This window comes from Pseudomonas sp. TS_SC_3, assembly GCF_056156225.1.
In genome coordinates this window covers 349,473-366,538 of sequence record NZ_CM149586.1, presented here as the reverse complement: position 1 = coordinate 366,538, position 17,066 = coordinate 349,473, and the positions used below count along the sequence as shown (strand labels likewise).

The 17,066-nt window shown below is 61.1% G+C and carries 17 protein-coding genes and 1 pseudogene; 11 read left to right on the top strand and 7 right to left on the bottom strand.

What is annotated here, in order from left to right; translation table 11 throughout:
* The first annotated feature begins 76 nt into the window (after window positions 1-76).
* Entirely contained in the window at window positions 77-1,528 is a 1,452-nt protein-coding gene (pyk, locus tag AC0J6G_RS01780) for a pyruvate kinase (RefSeq protein WP_475250704.1), read from the top strand.
* A gap of 62 nt (window positions 1,529-1,590) precedes the next feature.
* Here pyk and AC0J6G_RS01775 read toward each other — a convergent pair whose 3' ends face one another.
* Genes AC0J6G_RS01775 through AC0J6G_RS01765 form a run of 3 tightly spaced genes read right to left on the bottom strand, consistent with a single transcriptional unit; the run spans window position 1,591 to window position 4,473 of the window.
* Window positions 1,591-2,364 carry an enoyl-CoA hydratase gene (locus tag AC0J6G_RS01775; protein WP_475250702.1) on the bottom strand — a complete coding sequence of 258 codons (774 nt, stop codon included), beginning with the start codon at window positions 2,362-2,364 and terminating at the stop codon, window positions 1,591-1,593.
* Between the two features lie 47 nt (window positions 2,365-2,411).
* A complete protein-coding gene (locus AC0J6G_RS01770) occupies window positions 2,412-3,353 on the bottom strand; it encodes an iron-sulfur-binding ferredoxin reductase (protein ID WP_475250700.1) in 942 nt (313 codons plus the stop codon).
* Window positions 3,346-4,473, bottom strand: a complete 1,128-nt coding sequence (locus AC0J6G_RS01765; protein ID WP_475250698.1) for a GGDEF domain-containing protein — start codon at window positions 4,471-4,473, stop codon at window positions 3,346-3,348. The genes AC0J6G_RS01770 and AC0J6G_RS01765 overlap by 8 nt, the downstream gene beginning before the upstream one ends.
* A gap of 261 nt (window positions 4,474-4,734) precedes the next feature.
* Between AC0J6G_RS01765 and AC0J6G_RS01760 the strand changes: the two genes are divergently transcribed.
* The 4 genes from AC0J6G_RS01760 to AC0J6G_RS01745 all read left to right on the top strand — a co-directional run bounded on the left by AC0J6G_RS01760 (window position 4,735) and on the right by AC0J6G_RS01745 (window position 9,386).
* On the top strand, window positions 4,735-6,258 hold the full coding sequence (locus AC0J6G_RS01760) for a fumarate hydratase (protein ID WP_475250696.1): 1,524 nt from the start codon (window positions 4,735-4,737) through the stop codon (window positions 6,256-6,258).
* 230 nt (window positions 6,259-6,488) lie between these two features.
* On the top strand, window positions 6,489-7,172 hold the full coding sequence (locus tag AC0J6G_RS01755) for a response regulator transcription factor (protein WP_475250695.1): 684 nt from the start codon (window positions 6,489-6,491) through the stop codon (window positions 7,170-7,172).
* Entirely contained in the window at window positions 7,162-8,442 is a 1,281-nt protein-coding gene (locus AC0J6G_RS01750; RefSeq protein ID WP_475250694.1) for a sensor histidine kinase, read from the top strand. Before AC0J6G_RS01755 ends, AC0J6G_RS01750 begins: the two co-directional genes overlap by 11 nt.
* Before the next feature lie 290 nt (window positions 8,443-8,732).
* Window positions 8,733-9,386, top strand: a complete 654-nt coding sequence (locus AC0J6G_RS01745) for a TIGR04211 family SH3 domain-containing protein (RefSeq protein ID WP_475250693.1) — start codon at window positions 8,733-8,735, stop codon at window positions 9,384-9,386.
* 99 nt (window positions 9,387-9,485) lie between these two features.
* On the opposite strand, the gene AC0J6G_RS01740 is transcribed toward AC0J6G_RS01745, so the two are convergent.
* On the bottom strand, window positions 9,486-9,827 hold the full coding sequence (locus AC0J6G_RS01740) for an FKBP-type peptidyl-prolyl cis-trans isomerase (RefSeq protein ID WP_475250692.1): 342 nt from the start codon (window positions 9,825-9,827) through the stop codon (window positions 9,486-9,488).
* Window positions 9,828-9,983: 156 nt separating this feature from the next.
* On the opposite strand from AC0J6G_RS01740, the pseudogene AC0J6G_RS01735 reads away from it, so the two are divergent.
* A pseudogene (locus tag AC0J6G_RS01735) lies at window positions 9,984-10,990 on the top strand (DUF4917 family protein).
* Here the strand turns inward: AC0J6G_RS01735 and AC0J6G_RS01730 are convergent.
* From AC0J6G_RS01730 to AC0J6G_RS01720, 3 genes are all read right to left on the bottom strand, one after another.
* On the bottom strand, window positions 10,987-11,289 hold the full coding sequence (locus tag AC0J6G_RS01730; protein ID WP_475250691.1) for a ribbon-helix-helix domain-containing protein: 303 nt from the start codon (window positions 11,287-11,289) through the stop codon (window positions 10,987-10,989). The pseudogene AC0J6G_RS01735 and the gene AC0J6G_RS01730 overlap by 4 nt on opposite strands.
* 125 nt (window positions 11,290-11,414) lie before the next feature.
* Entirely contained in the window at window positions 11,415-11,996 is a 582-nt protein-coding gene (locus AC0J6G_RS01725; protein ID WP_475250690.1) for a DJ-1/PfpI family protein, read from the bottom strand.
* Between the two features lie 153 nt (window positions 11,997-12,149).
* Complete coding sequence (locus AC0J6G_RS01720; protein WP_475250689.1) at window positions 12,150-12,563, bottom strand: hypothetical protein; 414 nt, start codon at window positions 12,561-12,563, stop codon at window positions 12,150-12,152.
* A 213-nt stretch (window positions 12,564-12,776) separates the two neighbouring features.
* On the opposite strand from AC0J6G_RS01720, the gene AC0J6G_RS01715 reads away from it, so the two are divergent.
* The 5 genes from AC0J6G_RS01715 to AC0J6G_RS01695 are packed head-to-tail and all read left to right on the top strand — an operon-like array spanning window position 12,777 to window position 17,027.
* Window positions 12,777-13,466 carry a thermostable hemolysin gene (locus AC0J6G_RS01715; protein WP_475250688.1) on the top strand — a complete coding sequence of 230 codons (690 nt, stop codon included), beginning with the start codon at window positions 12,777-12,779 and terminating at the stop codon, window positions 13,464-13,466.
* Window positions 13,450-14,910 carry an AMP-binding protein gene (locus AC0J6G_RS01710; RefSeq protein WP_475250687.1) on the top strand — a complete coding sequence of 487 codons (1,461 nt, stop codon included), beginning with the start codon at window positions 13,450-13,452 and terminating at the stop codon, window positions 14,908-14,910. The genes AC0J6G_RS01715 and AC0J6G_RS01710 overlap by 17 nt, the downstream gene beginning before the upstream one ends.
* Window positions 14,910-15,563: a TenA family transcriptional regulator gene (locus tag AC0J6G_RS01705; protein ID WP_475250686.1), complete on the top strand. Its 654-nt coding sequence runs from the start codon at window positions 14,910-14,912 to the stop codon at window positions 15,561-15,563. The genes AC0J6G_RS01710 and AC0J6G_RS01705 overlap by 1 nt, the downstream gene beginning before the upstream one ends.
* 9 nt (window positions 15,564-15,572) lie before the next feature.
* Window positions 15,573-16,364, top strand: a complete 792-nt coding sequence (locus tag AC0J6G_RS01700; RefSeq protein ID WP_475250685.1) for an SDR family oxidoreductase — start codon at window positions 15,573-15,575, stop codon at window positions 16,362-16,364.
* A 12-nt stretch (window positions 16,365-16,376) separates the two neighbouring features.
* Window positions 16,377-17,027: a hypothetical protein gene (locus AC0J6G_RS01695; protein WP_475250684.1), complete on the top strand. Its 651-nt coding sequence runs from the start codon at window positions 16,377-16,379 to the stop codon at window positions 17,025-17,027.
* Window positions 17,028-17,066: the final 39 nt, after the last annotated feature.

Genomic DNA, 17,066 nt, shown 5'->3' with positions numbered 1-17,066 from the left:
GGTAGTGCAGAGGAACAATGACTACAGGGTTACGGCATAGTAGCCTCGTGTGAGTTTGCAACTGAGGAGTCTGTGCATGACCGTTCGCCGCACCAAAATCGTCGCCACCCTCGGCCCTTCGAGCAACAGCCCCGAGGTTCTCGAACAGCTGATCATCGCCGGCCTAGATGTCGCCCGCCTGAACTTCTCCCACGGCTCGCCCGATGAGCACAAAGCCCGCGCTAAGCTGGTGCGTGAGCTGGCCGCCAAACATGGCCGCCACGTGGCGCTGCTCGGCGACCTGCAAGGCCCGAAAATCCGCATCGCCAAATTCGCCAACAAGCGTATCGAGCTCAAAGTAGGCGACCGCTTCACCTTCTCCACCAGCCACCCGCTGACTGCCGGCACGCAAGACATCGTCGGCATCGACTACCCAGATCTGGTCAAGGATTGCGGTGTGGGTGACGAGCTGTTGCTCGACGACGGCCGCGTAGTAATGCGAGTAGAAACCGCCACCGCAGACGCCCTGCACTGCGAAGTGATCATCGGCGGCCCGTTGTCCGACCACAAAGGCATCAACCGCCGTGGCGGCGGCCTGACTGCGCCGGCGCTGACCGAGAAAGACAAAGCCGATATCAAACTGGCTGCCGAGATGGAGCTGGATTACCTGGCCGTGTCCTTCCCGCGCGATGCCGACGACATGCACTACGCACGCAAGCTGCGTGATGAAGCCGGCGGCACCGCCTGGCTGGTGGCCAAAATCGAACGCGCCGAAGCCGTAGCCGATGACGAAACCCTCGACGGTTTGATCCGCGCCAGCGACGCCGTGATGGTCGCGCGTGGCGACCTGGGCGTGGAGATCGGCGACGCCGAGCTGTGCGGCATCCAGAAGAAAATCATTCTGCACGCACGTCGCCACAACAAGGCGGTGATCACGGCCACGCAGATGATGGAGTCGATGATCCAAAACCCGATGCCGACTCGCGCCGAAGTCTCCGACGTGGCCAACGCCGTGCTCGATTACACCGATGCGGTGATGCTCTCGGCAGAAAGCGCCGCAGGCGCCTACCCGCTGGAAGCGGTGCAGGCCATGGCGCGCATCTGCCTGGGTGCGGAAAAGCACCCAACCAGCAAAAAATCCAGCCACCGCATGGGCACCGAGTTCGAGCGCTGCGACGAAAGCATCGCCCTGGCAGCCATGTACACGGCTAACCATTTCCCCGGTGTGAAAGCGATTATCGCCCTCACCGAAAGTGGCTACACCCCGCTGATCATGTCGCGCATCCGTTCTTCGGTGCCGATCTTCGCCTTCTCTCCGCACCGTGAAACCCAGGCCCGTGCGGCGATGTTCCGCGGCGTCTACACCGTGCCGTTCGACCCTGCAGCATTGCAACCGGCCCAGGTCAGCCAGGCCGCGGTAGACGAGCTACTCAAGCGCGGCGTGGTGCAAGCCGGTGACTGGGTGATCCTGACCAAGGGCGACAGCTACCACACCATCGGCGGCACCAACACCATGAAGCTGCTGCATGTCGGTGAAGCGCTGGTGTAACACCGCGCTGCAACGCAAAAAGGCCGCTCAATCGAGCGGCCTTTTTTGTCTGCCTAAAAGCATCAGCCGAATCTGCTGAAGTCCGGCACACGCCGCTCTATAAAGGCCGTCAGTGCTTCGATGGCCTCCGGTGAGCGCAAACGCTGGCCGAACAATGCGCCCTCCTCCTCGATAACCCGGCGCAGTTGCTCGCGATCCGGCGCACGCATCAGGCGCTTGCTGTCCGCCACTGCAGCCGGTGCCAATTGCTGGAAGCGCAGGGCCATTTCGCGGGCCTTGGCCAGGGTTGCCACGCCGCTATCCAGCGCCTGATTGGCGATGCCCCAGGCGGCGGCCTGCTCACCGGTAAAGCTCTGCCCGAGCAGCAACAGTTCGGCAGCGCGGGCGTGGCCAAGCAGGCGCGGCAGGATCAGGCTAGAGCCGTATTCAGGACACAGGCCCAGGTTGACGAAGGGCATCTTCAGCGTGGCATCACGGCTCACATAAACCAGATCGCAATGCAGCAGCATGGTCGTGCCGATGCCTATAGCCGGGCCACTGACCGCCGCGACCACCGGCTTGCTGAACTCGAACAGCGCCAGCATAAACTGGAACACTTCACTGCTCAGCCCACTGGGTGGCGCCTGGACAAAGTCAGCAACATCATTGCCGCTGGTAAAGCAGCTGTCGCTGCCGGTGATCAGCACGGCGCGCACGCTTTTATCCTGATCAGCCTGCGCCAACACTTCAGCCATGCCGCTGTAAATGGCGCGGGTCAGGGCATTTTTCTTGTCGGGGCGGTGCATGCGCAGGGTCAGCAGCCCTTGCTCGCGCTCAACCAACAGGTGCTCACTCATCATCATTCCTCAGGGCAGGCTAACAGCAGACCAGCAAGCAAAGCCCGCTAGCGCACATGGGGCAAAAACACGTCAGCGAAAACCTGGCTACGCGGTAGACCCGCCAGGTACAGACGACGCGCAAAGGTTTCAACGCTGTCAGGGTGGCCGCAGACTAAGGCGATGGTTTGCCGTGAAACAAGGCGCAGTTCGGCCAAAGCAGCCGGCAACTCGGCCGTCACAAGCAGCTCGACCTGCACCTGCGGGTGGCTTGCAGCCAGCGCTCGCAAGGGCTCAGCCAGATAATGTGCAGATGCATCATGAGCCAGGTGAATAACCCGAATAGCGCCCTGATGCTCCTGGCGTAGTGCCTCACGCAGCACCCCGTACAACGGCGCCAACCCGGTGCCAGCAGCCATCAGCCACAGCGGGCGCGCTTGCCAGTCCGGATCATAGTGCAGCGCCGCGCCGCGCAACTCCCCCAAACGCAGGTTGCCGCCAGGCTGAAAGGCACGCGCCGCGGTGGCGAACGCGCCGTTATGACGACAGTCAATATGAAATTCTAACCAAGCATCTTCACTCGGCACGCTGGCTAGGGAGTAAGGGCGAGCAATCCCGCTGGGCGTCCACAGTTGCAGGTGTTGGCCAACGCTGTAGCGCAGTGGCTGCTGTGGGGTCAGGCGCAGGCGCAGCACATCGCAGCTAAGCCAGTCGCAACGGTGAATAACGGCCGGGGCCGCGTCACGCAACGGGTCAAACACCTCGACCTGCACGTCCTCAACGACTCGGCACTGGCAGGCCAAGCGCCAGCCCTGTTCGCGCCGCGCATCGTCCAACGCTTGCGGTTTGTCATCGCGCAACTCACCGCCCACGCAGCGCACCAGGCAGGCATGGCAACTACCGGCACGGCAGCTGTAGGGCACGGCGATGCCAGCGGCCAACAGGCTGTCCAGCAGGTTACTGGCGGGGGCGACCTCAAGGCTGCGCTCGGCGACGCGCAACTCAGGCATCTGCATCCTCCCAGGTTGCCGCACAACAGTTACGCCCTTTTCGCTTGGCCTGGTACAGCGCTTGATCGGCTCGCTGCAGGGCTTCGTCCAGGTCATCGTGCGCGGTCAGCAGGGTCATGCCGATGGAAACGCTCAAATTGGCCACCTTCACGCCCAGTGGCTCGGCGCGATTAAAGGCCTCGCGCAGGCGCTCGCAACAGGCACTGAACTGGTCGGCTTCGGTATTGGGCAGCAGCAAAACAAACTCTTCGCCGCCATAGCGGGCCAACACATCGCCGTCACGCAAACAGGCGCGGGCTACAGCGGCGAAGGTCTGCAGCACGCGATCCCCGGCGGAATGGCCATGAACATCATTGATTCGCTTGAAGTGGTCTAGGTCCAGCAGCGCCAGGCCATGCTGACTGCTGCCACGCAGCCCTTCCAATTCGATACTGGCCAGACGCAGGAAGTGCCGACGATTGCACAAGCCGGTTAGCTCGTCCGTGGCGGCCAAATCTTCCAGCTGGCGCATCATACCGCGCAGCGTGTCTTGGTGCGCCTGCAGGGCATAACGGCGCTGACGCATACGCTGGCGCATGGCCTGGGTATAACTGGCAAACAAGCACAACCAAACCAGCACCACCGCCAGCACACTGGTTTGCATCAGCGCCATACGCGGTGCACTCAGCTGCAGGGTATAGCCCTCATACAGGTTCAACCCAGCAAACCCAAAAAAAGCAAACAACGCACAACGGGCGAAAACCCTGGGCCGCAACTGAAACACGCCGAATAGCAGAATCAGCATGTAGATCACCAACATGCTGCCGCGCCCTTCACCGAACAGCGAGAGCAAGACGGTCAGCCAGGTCAACGCCGCCAACACTTGCGGCTCAGTCAGGCTGGGGTCGGCTAACCGCAGATTGAGGCGGGACAGAAACACCGCGAGAAAGACTAACTGGCTGAACACAACCAAGGCGGTGACGGTCAGAACCGCGACCGGCGAGGCGTCAAACAACCCGGCATACACCCCGGCCACACACAACAGTACAGTCAGTGCATAGGTGGCCACTGCCATGCCGAAGCGCTTCAGCAGCAGGCTTTGTAGAGTGCTGCGGGTACCCGTTCGAGTGCTAAGGCTCATGGGTTTATGGGCTCCGTCCCATACTGGCATCTAGCCGCCACTCTACCCCCGTGATCACAGAATGCCTAGTCAATTACTCGACGCCATTAACCGATCAGCGACCATGATCTAAGCCTGCCAAGGTGTCCGCACAGCGGTGTGCGCGCTATACTGCCGCGCCTTTTTATCTTGCCTCTGGCCTTGATAAGCCTGCGCCGGGTATGCCCAGCGCTCTTCGAAGTTCCTGCCCTACTCCTACCCACACAAAAGGGAGCGCACAGCATGACCGTGATCAAGCAAGACGACCTGATTCAGAGCGTCGCCGATGCCCTGCAGTTTATTTCCTACTACCACCCCGTGGATTTCATCCAGGCCATGCATGAGGCCTATTTAAAGGAAGAATCCCCGGCCGCGCGCGACTCCATGGCGCAGATCCTGATCAACTCGCGCATGTGCGCCACCGGTCACCGGCCGATCTGCCAAGACACTGGCATCGTCACCGTGTTTATCCGCGTTGGTATGGATGTGCAGTGGACCGGCGCCACCATGAGCGTTGACGACATGATCAACGAAGGCGTACGCCGCGCGTACAACCTGCCGGAAAACGTCCTGCGCGCCTCGATCCTCGCCGACCCAGCCGGCGCACGCAAAAACACCAAGGACAACACCCCGGCCGTAATCCACTACTCCATCGTCCCTGGCGACAAGGTGGAAGTGGACGTCGCAGCCAAAGGCGGCGGCTCCGAGAACAAGTCGAAGATGGCCATGCTCAACCCGTCCGACTCGATCGTCGACTGGGTGCTGAAAACAGTGCCGGAAATGGGTGCTGGCTGGTGCCCGCCGGGCATGCTCGGCATCGGCATAGGCGGCACCGCCGAAAAAGCCGCCGTGATGGCCAAGGAAGTGTTGATGGAGCACATCGACATCCATGAGCTGAAAGCCCGCGGCCCACAGAACAAGATCGAAGAGATGCGCCTCGAATTGTTCGAAAAAGTTAACCAGCTGGGTATCGGCGCCCAGGGTCTGGGCGGCCTGACCACCGTACTCGACGTGAAGATCATGGATTACCCGACCCACGCCGCCAGCCTGCCGGTGTGCATGATCCCCAACTGCGCCGCCACCCGTCACGCCCACTTCGTGCTCGACGGCAGCGGCCCGGCCGAGCTGGAAGCGCCGGATTTGTCCGCCTACCCGGAAATCGTCTGGGAAGCCGGCCCGAGTGCGCGCCGCGTCGACCTCGACACCCTCACCCCGGAAGACGTGCAGAGCTGGAAGCCGGGCGAAACCGTCCTGCTCAACGGCAAAATGCTCACCGGCCGCGACGCCGCGCACAAGCGTATGGTGGAAATGCTCAACAAGGGTGAGCAGCTGCCGGTCGACCTGAAAGGTCGCTTCATCTATTACGTAGGCCCGGTTGATCCGGTACGCGAAGAAGTCGTCGGCCCAGCCGGCCCAACCACCGCCACGCGCATGGACAAGTTCACCCGGCAGATCCTCGAAAGCACTGGACTGTTGGGCATGATCGGCAAGTCCGAGCGCGGCCCGATTGCCATCGAAGCGATCAAGGACAACAAAGCCGTGTACCTGATGGCTGTTGGCGGCGCTGCGTATCTGGTTTCGCAGGCGATCAAGAAGTCCACCGTGCTGGCGTTCCCAGAACTGGGCATGGAAGCCATCTACGAGTTCGAGGTCAAAGACATGCCCGTTACCGTGGCGGTCGACACCAAGGGCGAATCGGTGCACATCACCGGCCCGGCGATCTGGAACAAGAAGATCCACGACAGCCTGGCCGTCGAGATCAAGTAAGCATTGTTGCGTTAACACAAACCCGGCCGCGCGCCGGGTTTGTTGTTTTAAGCGCCTTATTTACCCCGCCACGCCCAGCGCCAGCACGATAAGTGACCACTCACGAAGTTGCGCGACATGAGGGCGAGCCATCGTATGATCCTGCCAGGATAAACGCGCCCGCTGCGTGCAACAGCTGCAGGCGCCTCTGCAAATGATGTGAAAAACGGCCACGCCAGAAGGAACACCCCATGCGTATTTTGGTCATTGAAGACAACCGCGACATTCTGGCCAACATACTCGACTACCTGCAGCTCAAAGGCTTTAGCGTCGATTGCGCGCAGGATGGTTTGAGTGGTTTGCACCTGGCCAGCAGCGGCCACTATGACCTCATCGTGCTGGACATCATGTTGCCCGGCATTAACGGTTACCAGGTGTGTAAACGCCTGCGCGAAGATGGCCACAATGAGGTGCCCATCCTGATGCTGACGGCCCGCGACGCCCTTGATGACCGTTTGCAGGGTTTAAATGCCGGGGCTGACGACTACCTGATCAAACCCTTCGCCCTGTCCGAGCTGGTGGCGCGCATTGAAGCCATCCTGCGCCGCAGCCAAGGCAGCCGCAAACGCCAATTAAAAGTGGCCGACCTGGTCTATGACCTCGACACGCTGCATGTCAGCCGGGCGGGCCAACCGCTCAAGCTCAACCCCATCGGCCTGAAACTGTTGGCCGTACTGATGCAGAAAAGCCCGGCGGTGATTCGCCGCGAGGCGCTGGAGGAAGCCCTGTGGGGCGACGACAGCCCCGACAGCGACAGCCTGCGCAGCCATATTCATCAACTGCGCCAAGTCCTCGACAAGCCCTTCACCACACCCCTGCTGCACACCCTACATGGCGTTGGCTACCGCTTGGCGGAGCACACCAATGGCGTCTAAGCAGCCCTTTGCGCGGCGCATCCTCATCGCTTTTGTGCTGATGACTACGCTGGTCAGCGGGCTGTTTTCCCTGAGTATCGTGGCGGTGGTGCACCTGATTGAGGAACACCTGGTGTCGCGTGAGCTAAGCCGCGAACTGGACACGGTGCTGCAGGAAGACCTCAAGCAGGGCAACGCCCCACGCCTTGATGCCAGCACCCGACTCTTTGCCTCCAACCTCCCAGGCTATGCTATCCCCGAGCAGTACGCCGAACTGCCGGCGGGCTTCAACGAGGTGTTTGAGCCGCCAAAAGCGTTTTACGTTTACGTGCAGAAACGTAATGGCAACACCTATCTGCTGGAGCAAGAGCAGCATGACTTTGAAACCCGCGAGCAGGCACTGTTCAGTGTCGTACTGGCCGGGTTTCTGCTGACCGTCTTAGGTGCCTGGGCGCTGGGCATTGTCATGGCACGCAAGGTGATGGCCCCCGTCAGCCGCCTGGCCCAACAGGTTCGCCATCGCGATCAGTTGCACAGCTTGGCCCCGCCATTGGCACCGGACTATCCCGATGATGAAGTGGGCCAACTGGCCGCCGCCTTTGACAGCACCCTGGGCCAGGTGCGCCAGTCCCTGGAGCGCGAGCGCCTGTTCACCAGCGATGTCAGCCATGAATTACGCACCCCGCTGATGATCATCACCACCTCCTGTGAGCTGCTCGCGGAAGCCAAGCTGTCACCTCGCGAACGTAAGCAGCTGGAGCGCATTGCCAGAGCCGGCGAGGAAATGCGCGAGCTGGTGCAAACCTTTCTGCAACTGGCCAGAAGCAAAGCCAATGAAACCGCCTTTGTTGCCGACAGCAGCCTCGCCCGTGTCGCCGCCGAGCAGGTCGAGCGCTGGGGACCGATGTTCAGCGATCAGGGTTTAGCCTTTGAGTGCCAACAAGAAAGCCGCGACAGTGGTCTTTACAACGCCACGTTCCTCAGCACGGTAATGGCCAATCTATTGCGCAACGCCCTGCACTACAGCGAACACGGCTTGGTGCGCCTCGTGCTCAAAGACGGTGGTTTTTGCGTGGAAGACCGTGGCGCAGGTATTGCGCAAGAGCATCACGAGGCGATTTTCCAGCCGTTTGTGCGAGGCCCCGAGGCGCGCGGTGAAGGCCTAGGGCTGGGGTTGTCGCTGGTAAAGCGCATTTGCGCCAAACAAGGGTGGCTGATCTCAGTACACAGCCGGCCTGAGGGCGGGACCTGCTTTAACGTGACGCTTAAGCCCAGCGCTGAAGCCTCTTAACCAGCGCTTGATAGCCTGCAGCCAAGGGCGGCGCTGCGATAACGCGCCGAATTCACCCGCAACCCCAAGCGCACGCTCGCAAGCATCACCCGGCGGCAAGTGAACTCCCCATACGCTGGCAGTGTCTGTCTGCTGTCGGCCCAGAGGGTGGATTGCATGACCATTTGCCTGCGGGGTAGCCCCGCTGCAGCCTTCCACCCTAAGCGCATAGCTGCTTACGCCAAGTCGCCTGGCCGGCGTTATCACACCCGTTTAAAGGGTTTCGCTCACCGCCATGTGAAAATTGCCCCATGCCCCTATCCCGTCACCTCCCCGCCAGCCTCACCGCACTGCCTCCCTTCATCCTCAGCGCGTGCCTGTTGGCCAGCGCTGCGACGCACGCCGAGGACGCCCCAAGCGGCACACGCTGGGTCAGCGACAGCCTGAACACCTTCGTGCGCAGCGGCCCAACCGACGGCTACCGCATCGTCGGCACAATGACCTCCGGGCAACGCGTCACCTTGCTACGCAGCGACGGCAATTACAGCCAAGTGCAGGGCGACAACGGTAATGCCGTGTGGATTGCCAGCCGTGACCTACAAGACGTGCCCGGCCAAGCCGAAAGGCTGCCGCAGCTGGAACAGAACGTCGCCGAGCTAAGCGCAGAGCTGGAGGCGATCAACACCACCTGGGAAACCCGCGTGCAGGGTATGCAGGAAACTCTGGACTCACGCAAAACCCTGATCGACGAATTACAAGCAACGCGCACGGCACTGGACAGCGAACTGAGCCAGAGCAACTCCGAGTTACGTCAACTGCAAGCGCAACTGGGCGAAGAAAACCAGCAAGTGCTGATGCGTTATATGGTCTACGGCGGCGGCATCGCCGGTGTCGGCTTGGCCGCCGGTTTGATCTTGCCCACCCTGCTGCGCGTGCGGCGCAAGCGCAATGATCAGTGGGTTTGATCGACGGTAAAGCGCCCAGACACATAACGTGCGCCTGCAGGCGAATCGAGTGTAGGGCTGAGGCAGGCCAGCGGATGCTGGCCAAGCCAACCCGATGGCTCATTCATCGCGCGTGAGCACTTCCAGCAGCTCAATTTCGAAAATCAGGTTGGAGTTGGGTTTGATATGCGCACCGAACTCACGCTCACCATAGCCCAAGTGTGCGGGTACGAACAGCTTGCGTTTGCCGCCGACCTTCATGCCCATCATGCCGATGTCCCACCCCTTGATTACTCGCCCAGTACCAATCACGCACTGGAAAGCCTTGCCGCGATCATAGGAAGAATCGAACTTGCTGCCGTCTTGCAAGTAACCGTTGTAGTGGGTGGTGATCAGTGCACCTTTGACCACTTCTTTACCGTCACCCAGCTGAATATCTTCGATCACTAATTCGTTGTTCATCATTCACCTCATTAGTCAGGCGGCCTGCATACAGCCGGCTTGTTGAAAAAACACACCCGCACTAGTTGTAGATGTTGCACCACTGCCGCCTGCGGATGTACCAGCGCCCCATGTTAAAGTCGCGCGCTGACACGGCCAAGGCGACGAATAGCAATTATGGAACTCCCGGCATTTACTGGCGAACTGGAAAACTGGACCGCCCTGAGTCACAGCATCAACTTCCCCGAGCTGCTGATCGGTAATGGCGCAAGCCTGGCGGTGTGGCGCAAGTTTGCCTATTTCTCGCTGTTTGACGAAGCGCAGACTACGCGTAATCGCCCACTGAGCCCCACCGAGCTCAGCGTGTTCCGGGCGTTGGATACCAGCAACTTTGAGCAGGTTCTGAGTGCGCTGAAAAACAGCATTCGGGTCAATGCCGCGCTGACCATCAACTCTTCCTCGCCGCGCCATCGCTACTTCGCCATTAAAGAAGCGCTGATCCATGCCATGCGCGCCGTATTCCCTGGAGCCAGATGCAAGCAAGCAGCCTGGCGCGGATCAATAGCGCACTTAGCCAGTATCAAACGGTGTATTCCGGCAATTACGACCTGCTCAACTACTGGGCCGTGATGCAAACGCCGCAGGCGTTTGAAGAGTTGTTCCGTGGCCCAGACTCAACCTTTGACCTGGGAAACACTGCCCGCCAAGACACTGTCACACGCATGCTTTACCTGCATGGCGGCATGCATTTGGTGAAGAACCTTGATGGCAGCACGCGCATGCTCACCTCATCGGAAAGCACCCTGCTGGCCAGCTTCGCCATCAACCACTTGGGCGACATTCCGCTGTTCGTCAATGAAGGCAGCAGCGCGGACAAGCTCAAGGCCATTCGCAGTTCCGACTACCTGTCATTCTGCTACGGCCAGCTGGCGCTGCCCAAAGACAGGCTGTGCATCTTCGGCCATAGCCTCGGCGCGCAGGATCAACACCTGATCTTGGCCTTGCAGCAGGCCGGATTGAAGACCCTGGCGATCTCGATCTACCCGCACAACCCGCTGTTTATCGCGCAGCAGAAACAGCACTACGCCAGCCTGTTCGCCGAGCAGAATGTAGAGCTGCGTTTCTTTGATGCCCTCAGTCACCCGCTGGGTGACCCTGCGCGGCGTATCCCCACTGGCGTTTAAGCCTGGATCGCCCGCACCAGGCTAAGCTCGGCCGGCGCACGGCGCTGGCTGAGGTAGCGGGTGCAGCTGACGCGCAGGAATGAGGCGAAATTCACCACCTCGCCACGGTAGTCCATCACCTCGTCATACAGTTTGCTGATCAGCTGATTGGTGGTCATACCATCAACTTCGGCGATTTCACGCAGGATGTCCCAGAACTGATTTTCCAAGCGCAACGTCGTCACCACGCCCCGAATGCGCAGCGAGCGGGCGCGGGATTCATAGAGAATTGGGTCGGCTTTGACATACAGCTCGCACATGGCGGCTCCTCGACGACAGGGGCCTGCAAGCAGGCCCTAATATGTACGTAGCCCGGTTGCAATCCGGGACCTTCACTCGCGGACGCTACCCGGATTTCATCCAGGCTGCGGTCTTGCCCAGACGTTTATAGCGTGATCTGCGTACCCAGCAGGCCGAGAAACGCCGCCAGCCAGTTGGGATGCGCCGGCCAGGCCGGGGCGGTGACCAGATTGCCCTGTACGTGAGCCTGATCCACAGCAATATCGATGTACTGCCCACCGGCCAGGGTTACTTCAGGGCCACAGGCCGGATAAGCGCTGCATTCGCGGCCTTTGAGCACGCCAGCAGCAGCGAGCAATTGCGCGCCGTGGCACACCGCTGCAATGGGTTTACCGGCCTTGTCGAAGGCCTGCACCAGCGCCAGCACCTGAGCATTCAGGCGCAGGTATTCCGGGGCACGACCACCGGGGATCAACAGGGCGTCGTAATCGTCGGCCTTAACCTGAGCGAAGTCGAAGTTAAGGGCAAAGTTATGCCCCGGCTTCTCACTGTAAGTCTGCTCGCCTTCAAAATCGTGGATGGCGGTGCGCACGCTCTGCCCGGCAGTCTTATCTGGGCAGACTGCATGCACCTGATGACCGACCATCAGCAGCGCCTGAAAAGGCACTATCACTTCGTAATCTTCGACGTAATCGCCGACCAGCATGAGGATCTTCTTCGCTGCCATGAGCCTGCTCCCTATCCGATTTGAGAAGCCCTGAGTGTTATCCCGATTAGCCGGGCACGGGTAATAGCCCGGTACTACAGAGCACACGACAGACAGACGGAGGCATCGAAAATGCGCTGAACCCAACCCACAGGCTCAGCGCGTTGCGGGGAGTTACTCCAGCACTTCCTCATCACGCAGCAGGATATAGGTACAGCCGCTGTCGTCTTCCAGGTAGTCGTGCACGTAGAACATCACAACTTCACCCTCGCCAAGCTGAGCCGCCACGTAATCACCGATGTCGACGGTGAAATGAGCGGCGCTGCCTGGCTTGGCGTCGCTCTCAATGCGCGCATTGACGAACAGCTCAGGCGCGCTTTCGCCGAAATAGTCTTCACGTTCGGCCGCATCCCAATCGGCCGGGGCCTCGAACGGGCCGCAGAACAGCACCTTGGCATCACCCAGATCCACTTCCTCGGCGTCCGGGTCCTGTTCATCGGCGCGGTAGACCGTGCAGTCATGCGCTTCAGGGTTTTCCAGGATGGCCAGACGGGCCGCCAGTTGTTGCTCAGTATCCATAGGGGGCATAACTATCTCCGAGCGTTTTTGGCGTTTAAGGTCAGGGCAAGTTAATCCTGCAGCCATGCTGCAAACATGCCCTCGCAGGCTATGGGCTGTTGCGGTTGCAGTGCAAGCAATGAAATGCCCGCAGCCGCCTTGCGCAGATTATTTCGCGACTTAATTTGCCGTTAAGCCTGGACACCGAAACTCGCACCCAAGTTCTCAGATGAGGTTCCTGTTATGGAGCTGCCTTGGGTGTATCACGACACTGCACTTGCACAGATCGGCCGCGAGCAACCGCTCAGCCTGTATCTGGCCAACGCCGCCAGCCCACGCCGCGCGGGGATTGAAGCCTTTATTGGCGAGCGTTTTGCTGCTCAGCATAACGCCCGGGTGCGCCACTTTATGCCCTGCCTACTGAGCCTGGAAGACAGTGCCGGGCAACTGCTCGGCGCGGTGGGTTTGCGCAGCGCCGCCAGCGGCCCACTGTTTCTTGAGCGCTACCTGAGGCAACCGGCCGAACAGGTGATTGGCGCGCAGCACATCGCCAACGCGCCGCAGCGTACGCAGCTGGTGGAAGTCGGCAACCTGGCTGCCGGCAGCCCAGGTGCGGCGCGACTGCTGATCGTCGCACTGACCGATCTGCTGGTGGCGCTGGGTTATCGCTGGGTGTGCTTCACCGGCACCCTGGCCCTGCTCAACAGTTTCCAGCGTCTGGGCCTGACGCCGCTACAGCTGGGCCCAGCCAACCCCGACTGCATGGGTGATGAACAAGCCGACTGGGGCAGTTACTACGACAACCGGCCGCAGGTGATGGCCGGTGACATCTACGCCGGCCATCAGCGCCTGCTGCAACTGGGCGCTTACCCGCGCCTGGCCCATCAAGCCTTTTATGCCCTGGAGGACATGCCTGATGTGGCCTGCCGCTGAATCACTGTTCAATCGCCTGGCCGAACGCGGCAACGCCATTGCCCTGCGTGAAGGCGACATGCAACTGAGCTACGCCCAGCTGCTGAGCGAGGTCGAGCAACGAAGTACACAACTGCTGGCGCTTGGCGCACAGCGGGTTGCCTTGGCCCTGGATAACGGCATCGACTGGGTGCTCTGGGACCTGGCCACCCTGCATGCAGGATTGGTGTGTGTGCCGCTGCCAGGGTTCTTTTCCAGCAGCCAGCAGGCCCATGTGCTCGACAGCGCCGGTATCGATTGCCTGATCAGCACCCAGCCCCACGCAGGCTTTGCCCAGGCCGCACCCGGCGTGCATCAGCGATCTGTCGCACAGGCCGCGGCCATACATACCGACACGTGCAAGATCACCTACACCTCCGGCACTACCGGCCAGCCCAAGGGCGTGTGCCTGGACATCGCCACGCAACTGGCAGTGGCCCGCAGCCTGGTGCAGGCCAGCGCCAGCTGTAAGGTCGAGCGCCACCTGTGCGTACTGCCATTGGCCACCCTGCTGGAGAACATCGCCGGGGTCTATGCACCACTGCTGGCCGGCGCGCAGATTGAGCTGATGCCGATGGCGCAGGTCGGCCTGCTCGGCGCCAGCCAATTTGACCTGCCGACTTTTCTCGGCGCATTGACCCAGGCGCAGCCCCATAGCCTGATTCTGCTGCCGCAGCTGCTGCTGACCCTGGTCAGCGCAGCGGAACGCGGCCTGCCAGTACCAAGCAGCCTGCGCTTTATCGCCGTTGGCGGTGGCCGCGTGGCCAGCCAGTTGCTGCAGCGCGCCGATGCTCTGGGGCTGCCGGTGTTTGAGGGCTACGGCCTGTCGGAATGCGCCTCGGTGGTGTGCCTGAATACCCCGGAAAACCGCCGTATCGGCACAGTCGGCCAACCCTTACCGCACCTGCAGGTGCGCCTGGGGGCAGACGGCGAAGTGCTGGTCAAAGGCCCGCGTTTGCTCGGTTACCTGGGCGAGCCAAGCACGGCAGAAGAATGGCTCGGCACCGGTGATCTGGGCCATTTCGACGGGTCGTTTCTGCTGCTGCACGGACGTAAGAAGCACCAGTTCATCACCGCCTTTGGCCGCAACGTCAACCCGGAATGGGTCGAGGCCGAGCTGGTGCAACAACTGCCCATCGCCCAGGCCTGGCTGCACGGCGAAGCCCTGCCCGGCAATGTCGCAGTGCTGGTGCCGCGCTTCGCCACTACCAGCGACAGCCAACTGGCTGAGGCCGTAGCCGCCGCCAACCAAGCCCTGCCCGATTACGCCCGCGTCCATCACTGGCTACGCGCCAAAGAACCTTTCAGCAGCGCCAACGCGCTGGCCACCAGCAACGGTCGGCTGCGCCGCACTGCCCTGCTTAACCACTACCAACGCGCCATCGCACACCTGATGACAACCGAATCCTGCTACGGAGATGCCTGATGAGTTTCTATGAATCCCTGCTTGAACAGATCCAGGCTGAGCGTAACTACCTGCTCAGCGCACCGATCATTGCCCAGGCCATGGCCGGCACCGTCAGCCTCAACAGCTACGTGGCTTTTCTCACCGAGGCCTACCACCATGTCAAACACACCGTGCCGCTGCTGATGGCCTGCGGCGCGCGCCTACCGGAACGGCTGGAATGGCTGCGCGACGCCATCGCCGAGTACATCGACGAGGAAAAAGGCCACCAGGAATGGGTACTCAACGACATCGCCGCCTGCGGTGCCGACAAAGAACCCGTGCGCCATGGCACCCCGGCCGTGGCCACTGAGTTGATGGTCAGCTACGTCTATGACCGTATCGCCCGGCATAACCCGGTGAGTTTCTTCGGCATGGTCAATGTGCTGGAAGGCACCAGCATTGCTCTGGCCACCCAAGTGGCCGGCGTAATTCAGGACAAGCTACAACTGCCAAACAAGGCCTTCAGCTACCTCAACTCCCACGGCAGCCTCGATCTGGAACACATCGAGTTCTTCAAAAAACTGATGAACCAGCTGGACAACGACGATGACAAGACCGCCGTGGTGCATACCGCCAAGGTGGTCTATCGCCTGTATGGCGACGTCTTCCGCAGCCTGCCCCTGAGCGCTTGAGGAAATCCCATGAACATTTCTGAATGCCGCGCCGTCATCACCGGTGCCAGTGGTGGGATCGGCCAGGCACTGGTTGCCGCTTTATTGGCTGAAGGCGCGCACCTGCTGCTGGTTGGCCGGCAACCTGAGGCGCTGCACGCGCTGGCCCAAGCACACGCCGGCAACGTAACGGTGGTGGCAGCCGATATTCGCCAGCGCAGTGGCCGCGAGGCGGTGCTCACCGCAGCGCAGCACTTCGGCGGCATCAATACGCTGATCAACGCCGCCGGGGTCAATCACTTCGGCCTGCTGGAGCAGCATGACGAAAGCGCCATCGCGGAGCTGATCGAACTCAACGTCACCGCCACTTTGCAGCTGACTCATCGTCTGCTGCCGTTGCTGCGCCAGCCAAAGCGTGCGCTGCTGGTCAACCTCGGCTCGACCTTCGGCTCCATCGGCTACCCCGGTTTCAGCGCTTACTGCGCCAGCAAGTTCGCCCTGCGCGGTTTCTCTGAGGCGTTGCGCCGTGAGCTGGCCGACACCCAAGTCAAGGTTCTCTACTTCGCCCCACGTGCCACGCGCACCCCTATGAACGCCGCCAGCGTGGTGGCCATGAATGATGAGCTAAACGTGGCCATGGACGACCCGCACAGCGTTGCTCAGCAACTGCTGACCGCGATTCGCCGCGAAGACGACGAGCGCTATCTCGGCTGGCCGGAAAGATTCTTCGTGCGCCTAAACAGCCTGTTGCCGCGCCTGGTTGACCAGGCGCTGCGTAAACAACTGCCGATTATCCAACGCTTTGCTCGCAGCAAAGCCTAAGAGAACACCCCCATGAAACTTATCCGTAACGCCACCTGCACCCTGCTCTGCCTCGTCAGCCTGCCCAGCTTTGCGTTGAGCGAACAGGGCCAAACGCAGCTACAAACCCTGCAAACGCGATGGGCTGAAATCAATTACCAACTGCCCAAAGAACAACGCGAAAAAGCCTTCGCCAAGCTCAGCGAACAGGCGCAGCAAGCCGTCGCCGCCGAGCCCAACGCTGCCGAACTGCAGATTTGGCGCGGCATCATCCTCAGCACCTATGCCGGCGCCAAAGGCGGGCTGGGCGCACTGGGCTTGGTCAAAGAGGCCAAGGCCAGCCTGGAACAGGGCCTGGCGCTGGACCCCAAGGCACTCTCAGGCTCGGCCTATACCAGCCTCGGCAGCCTGTACTACCAAGTACCCGGCTGGCCGGTGGGGTTTGGTGATGACGAAAAAGCCGAAGCCATGCTCAAGCAAGCGCTGGCGATCAACCCAAACGGCATCGACCCCAACTACTTTTATGGCGACTACCTGGCCCGCGCCAGCCGCTTCGCAGAAGCCAAGGTTGCCCTGGAAAAAGCCCTGCAGGCCCCTGCGCGACCTGATCGCCGGTCCGCCGACGCCGGCCGCAGAGAGGAAATTCAAGCGCTGCTGGCCAAGGTCAACGCCGAATTGGAGTAATCTCGCCCACGCGAGTTTGAATAGAACACACCGGACATC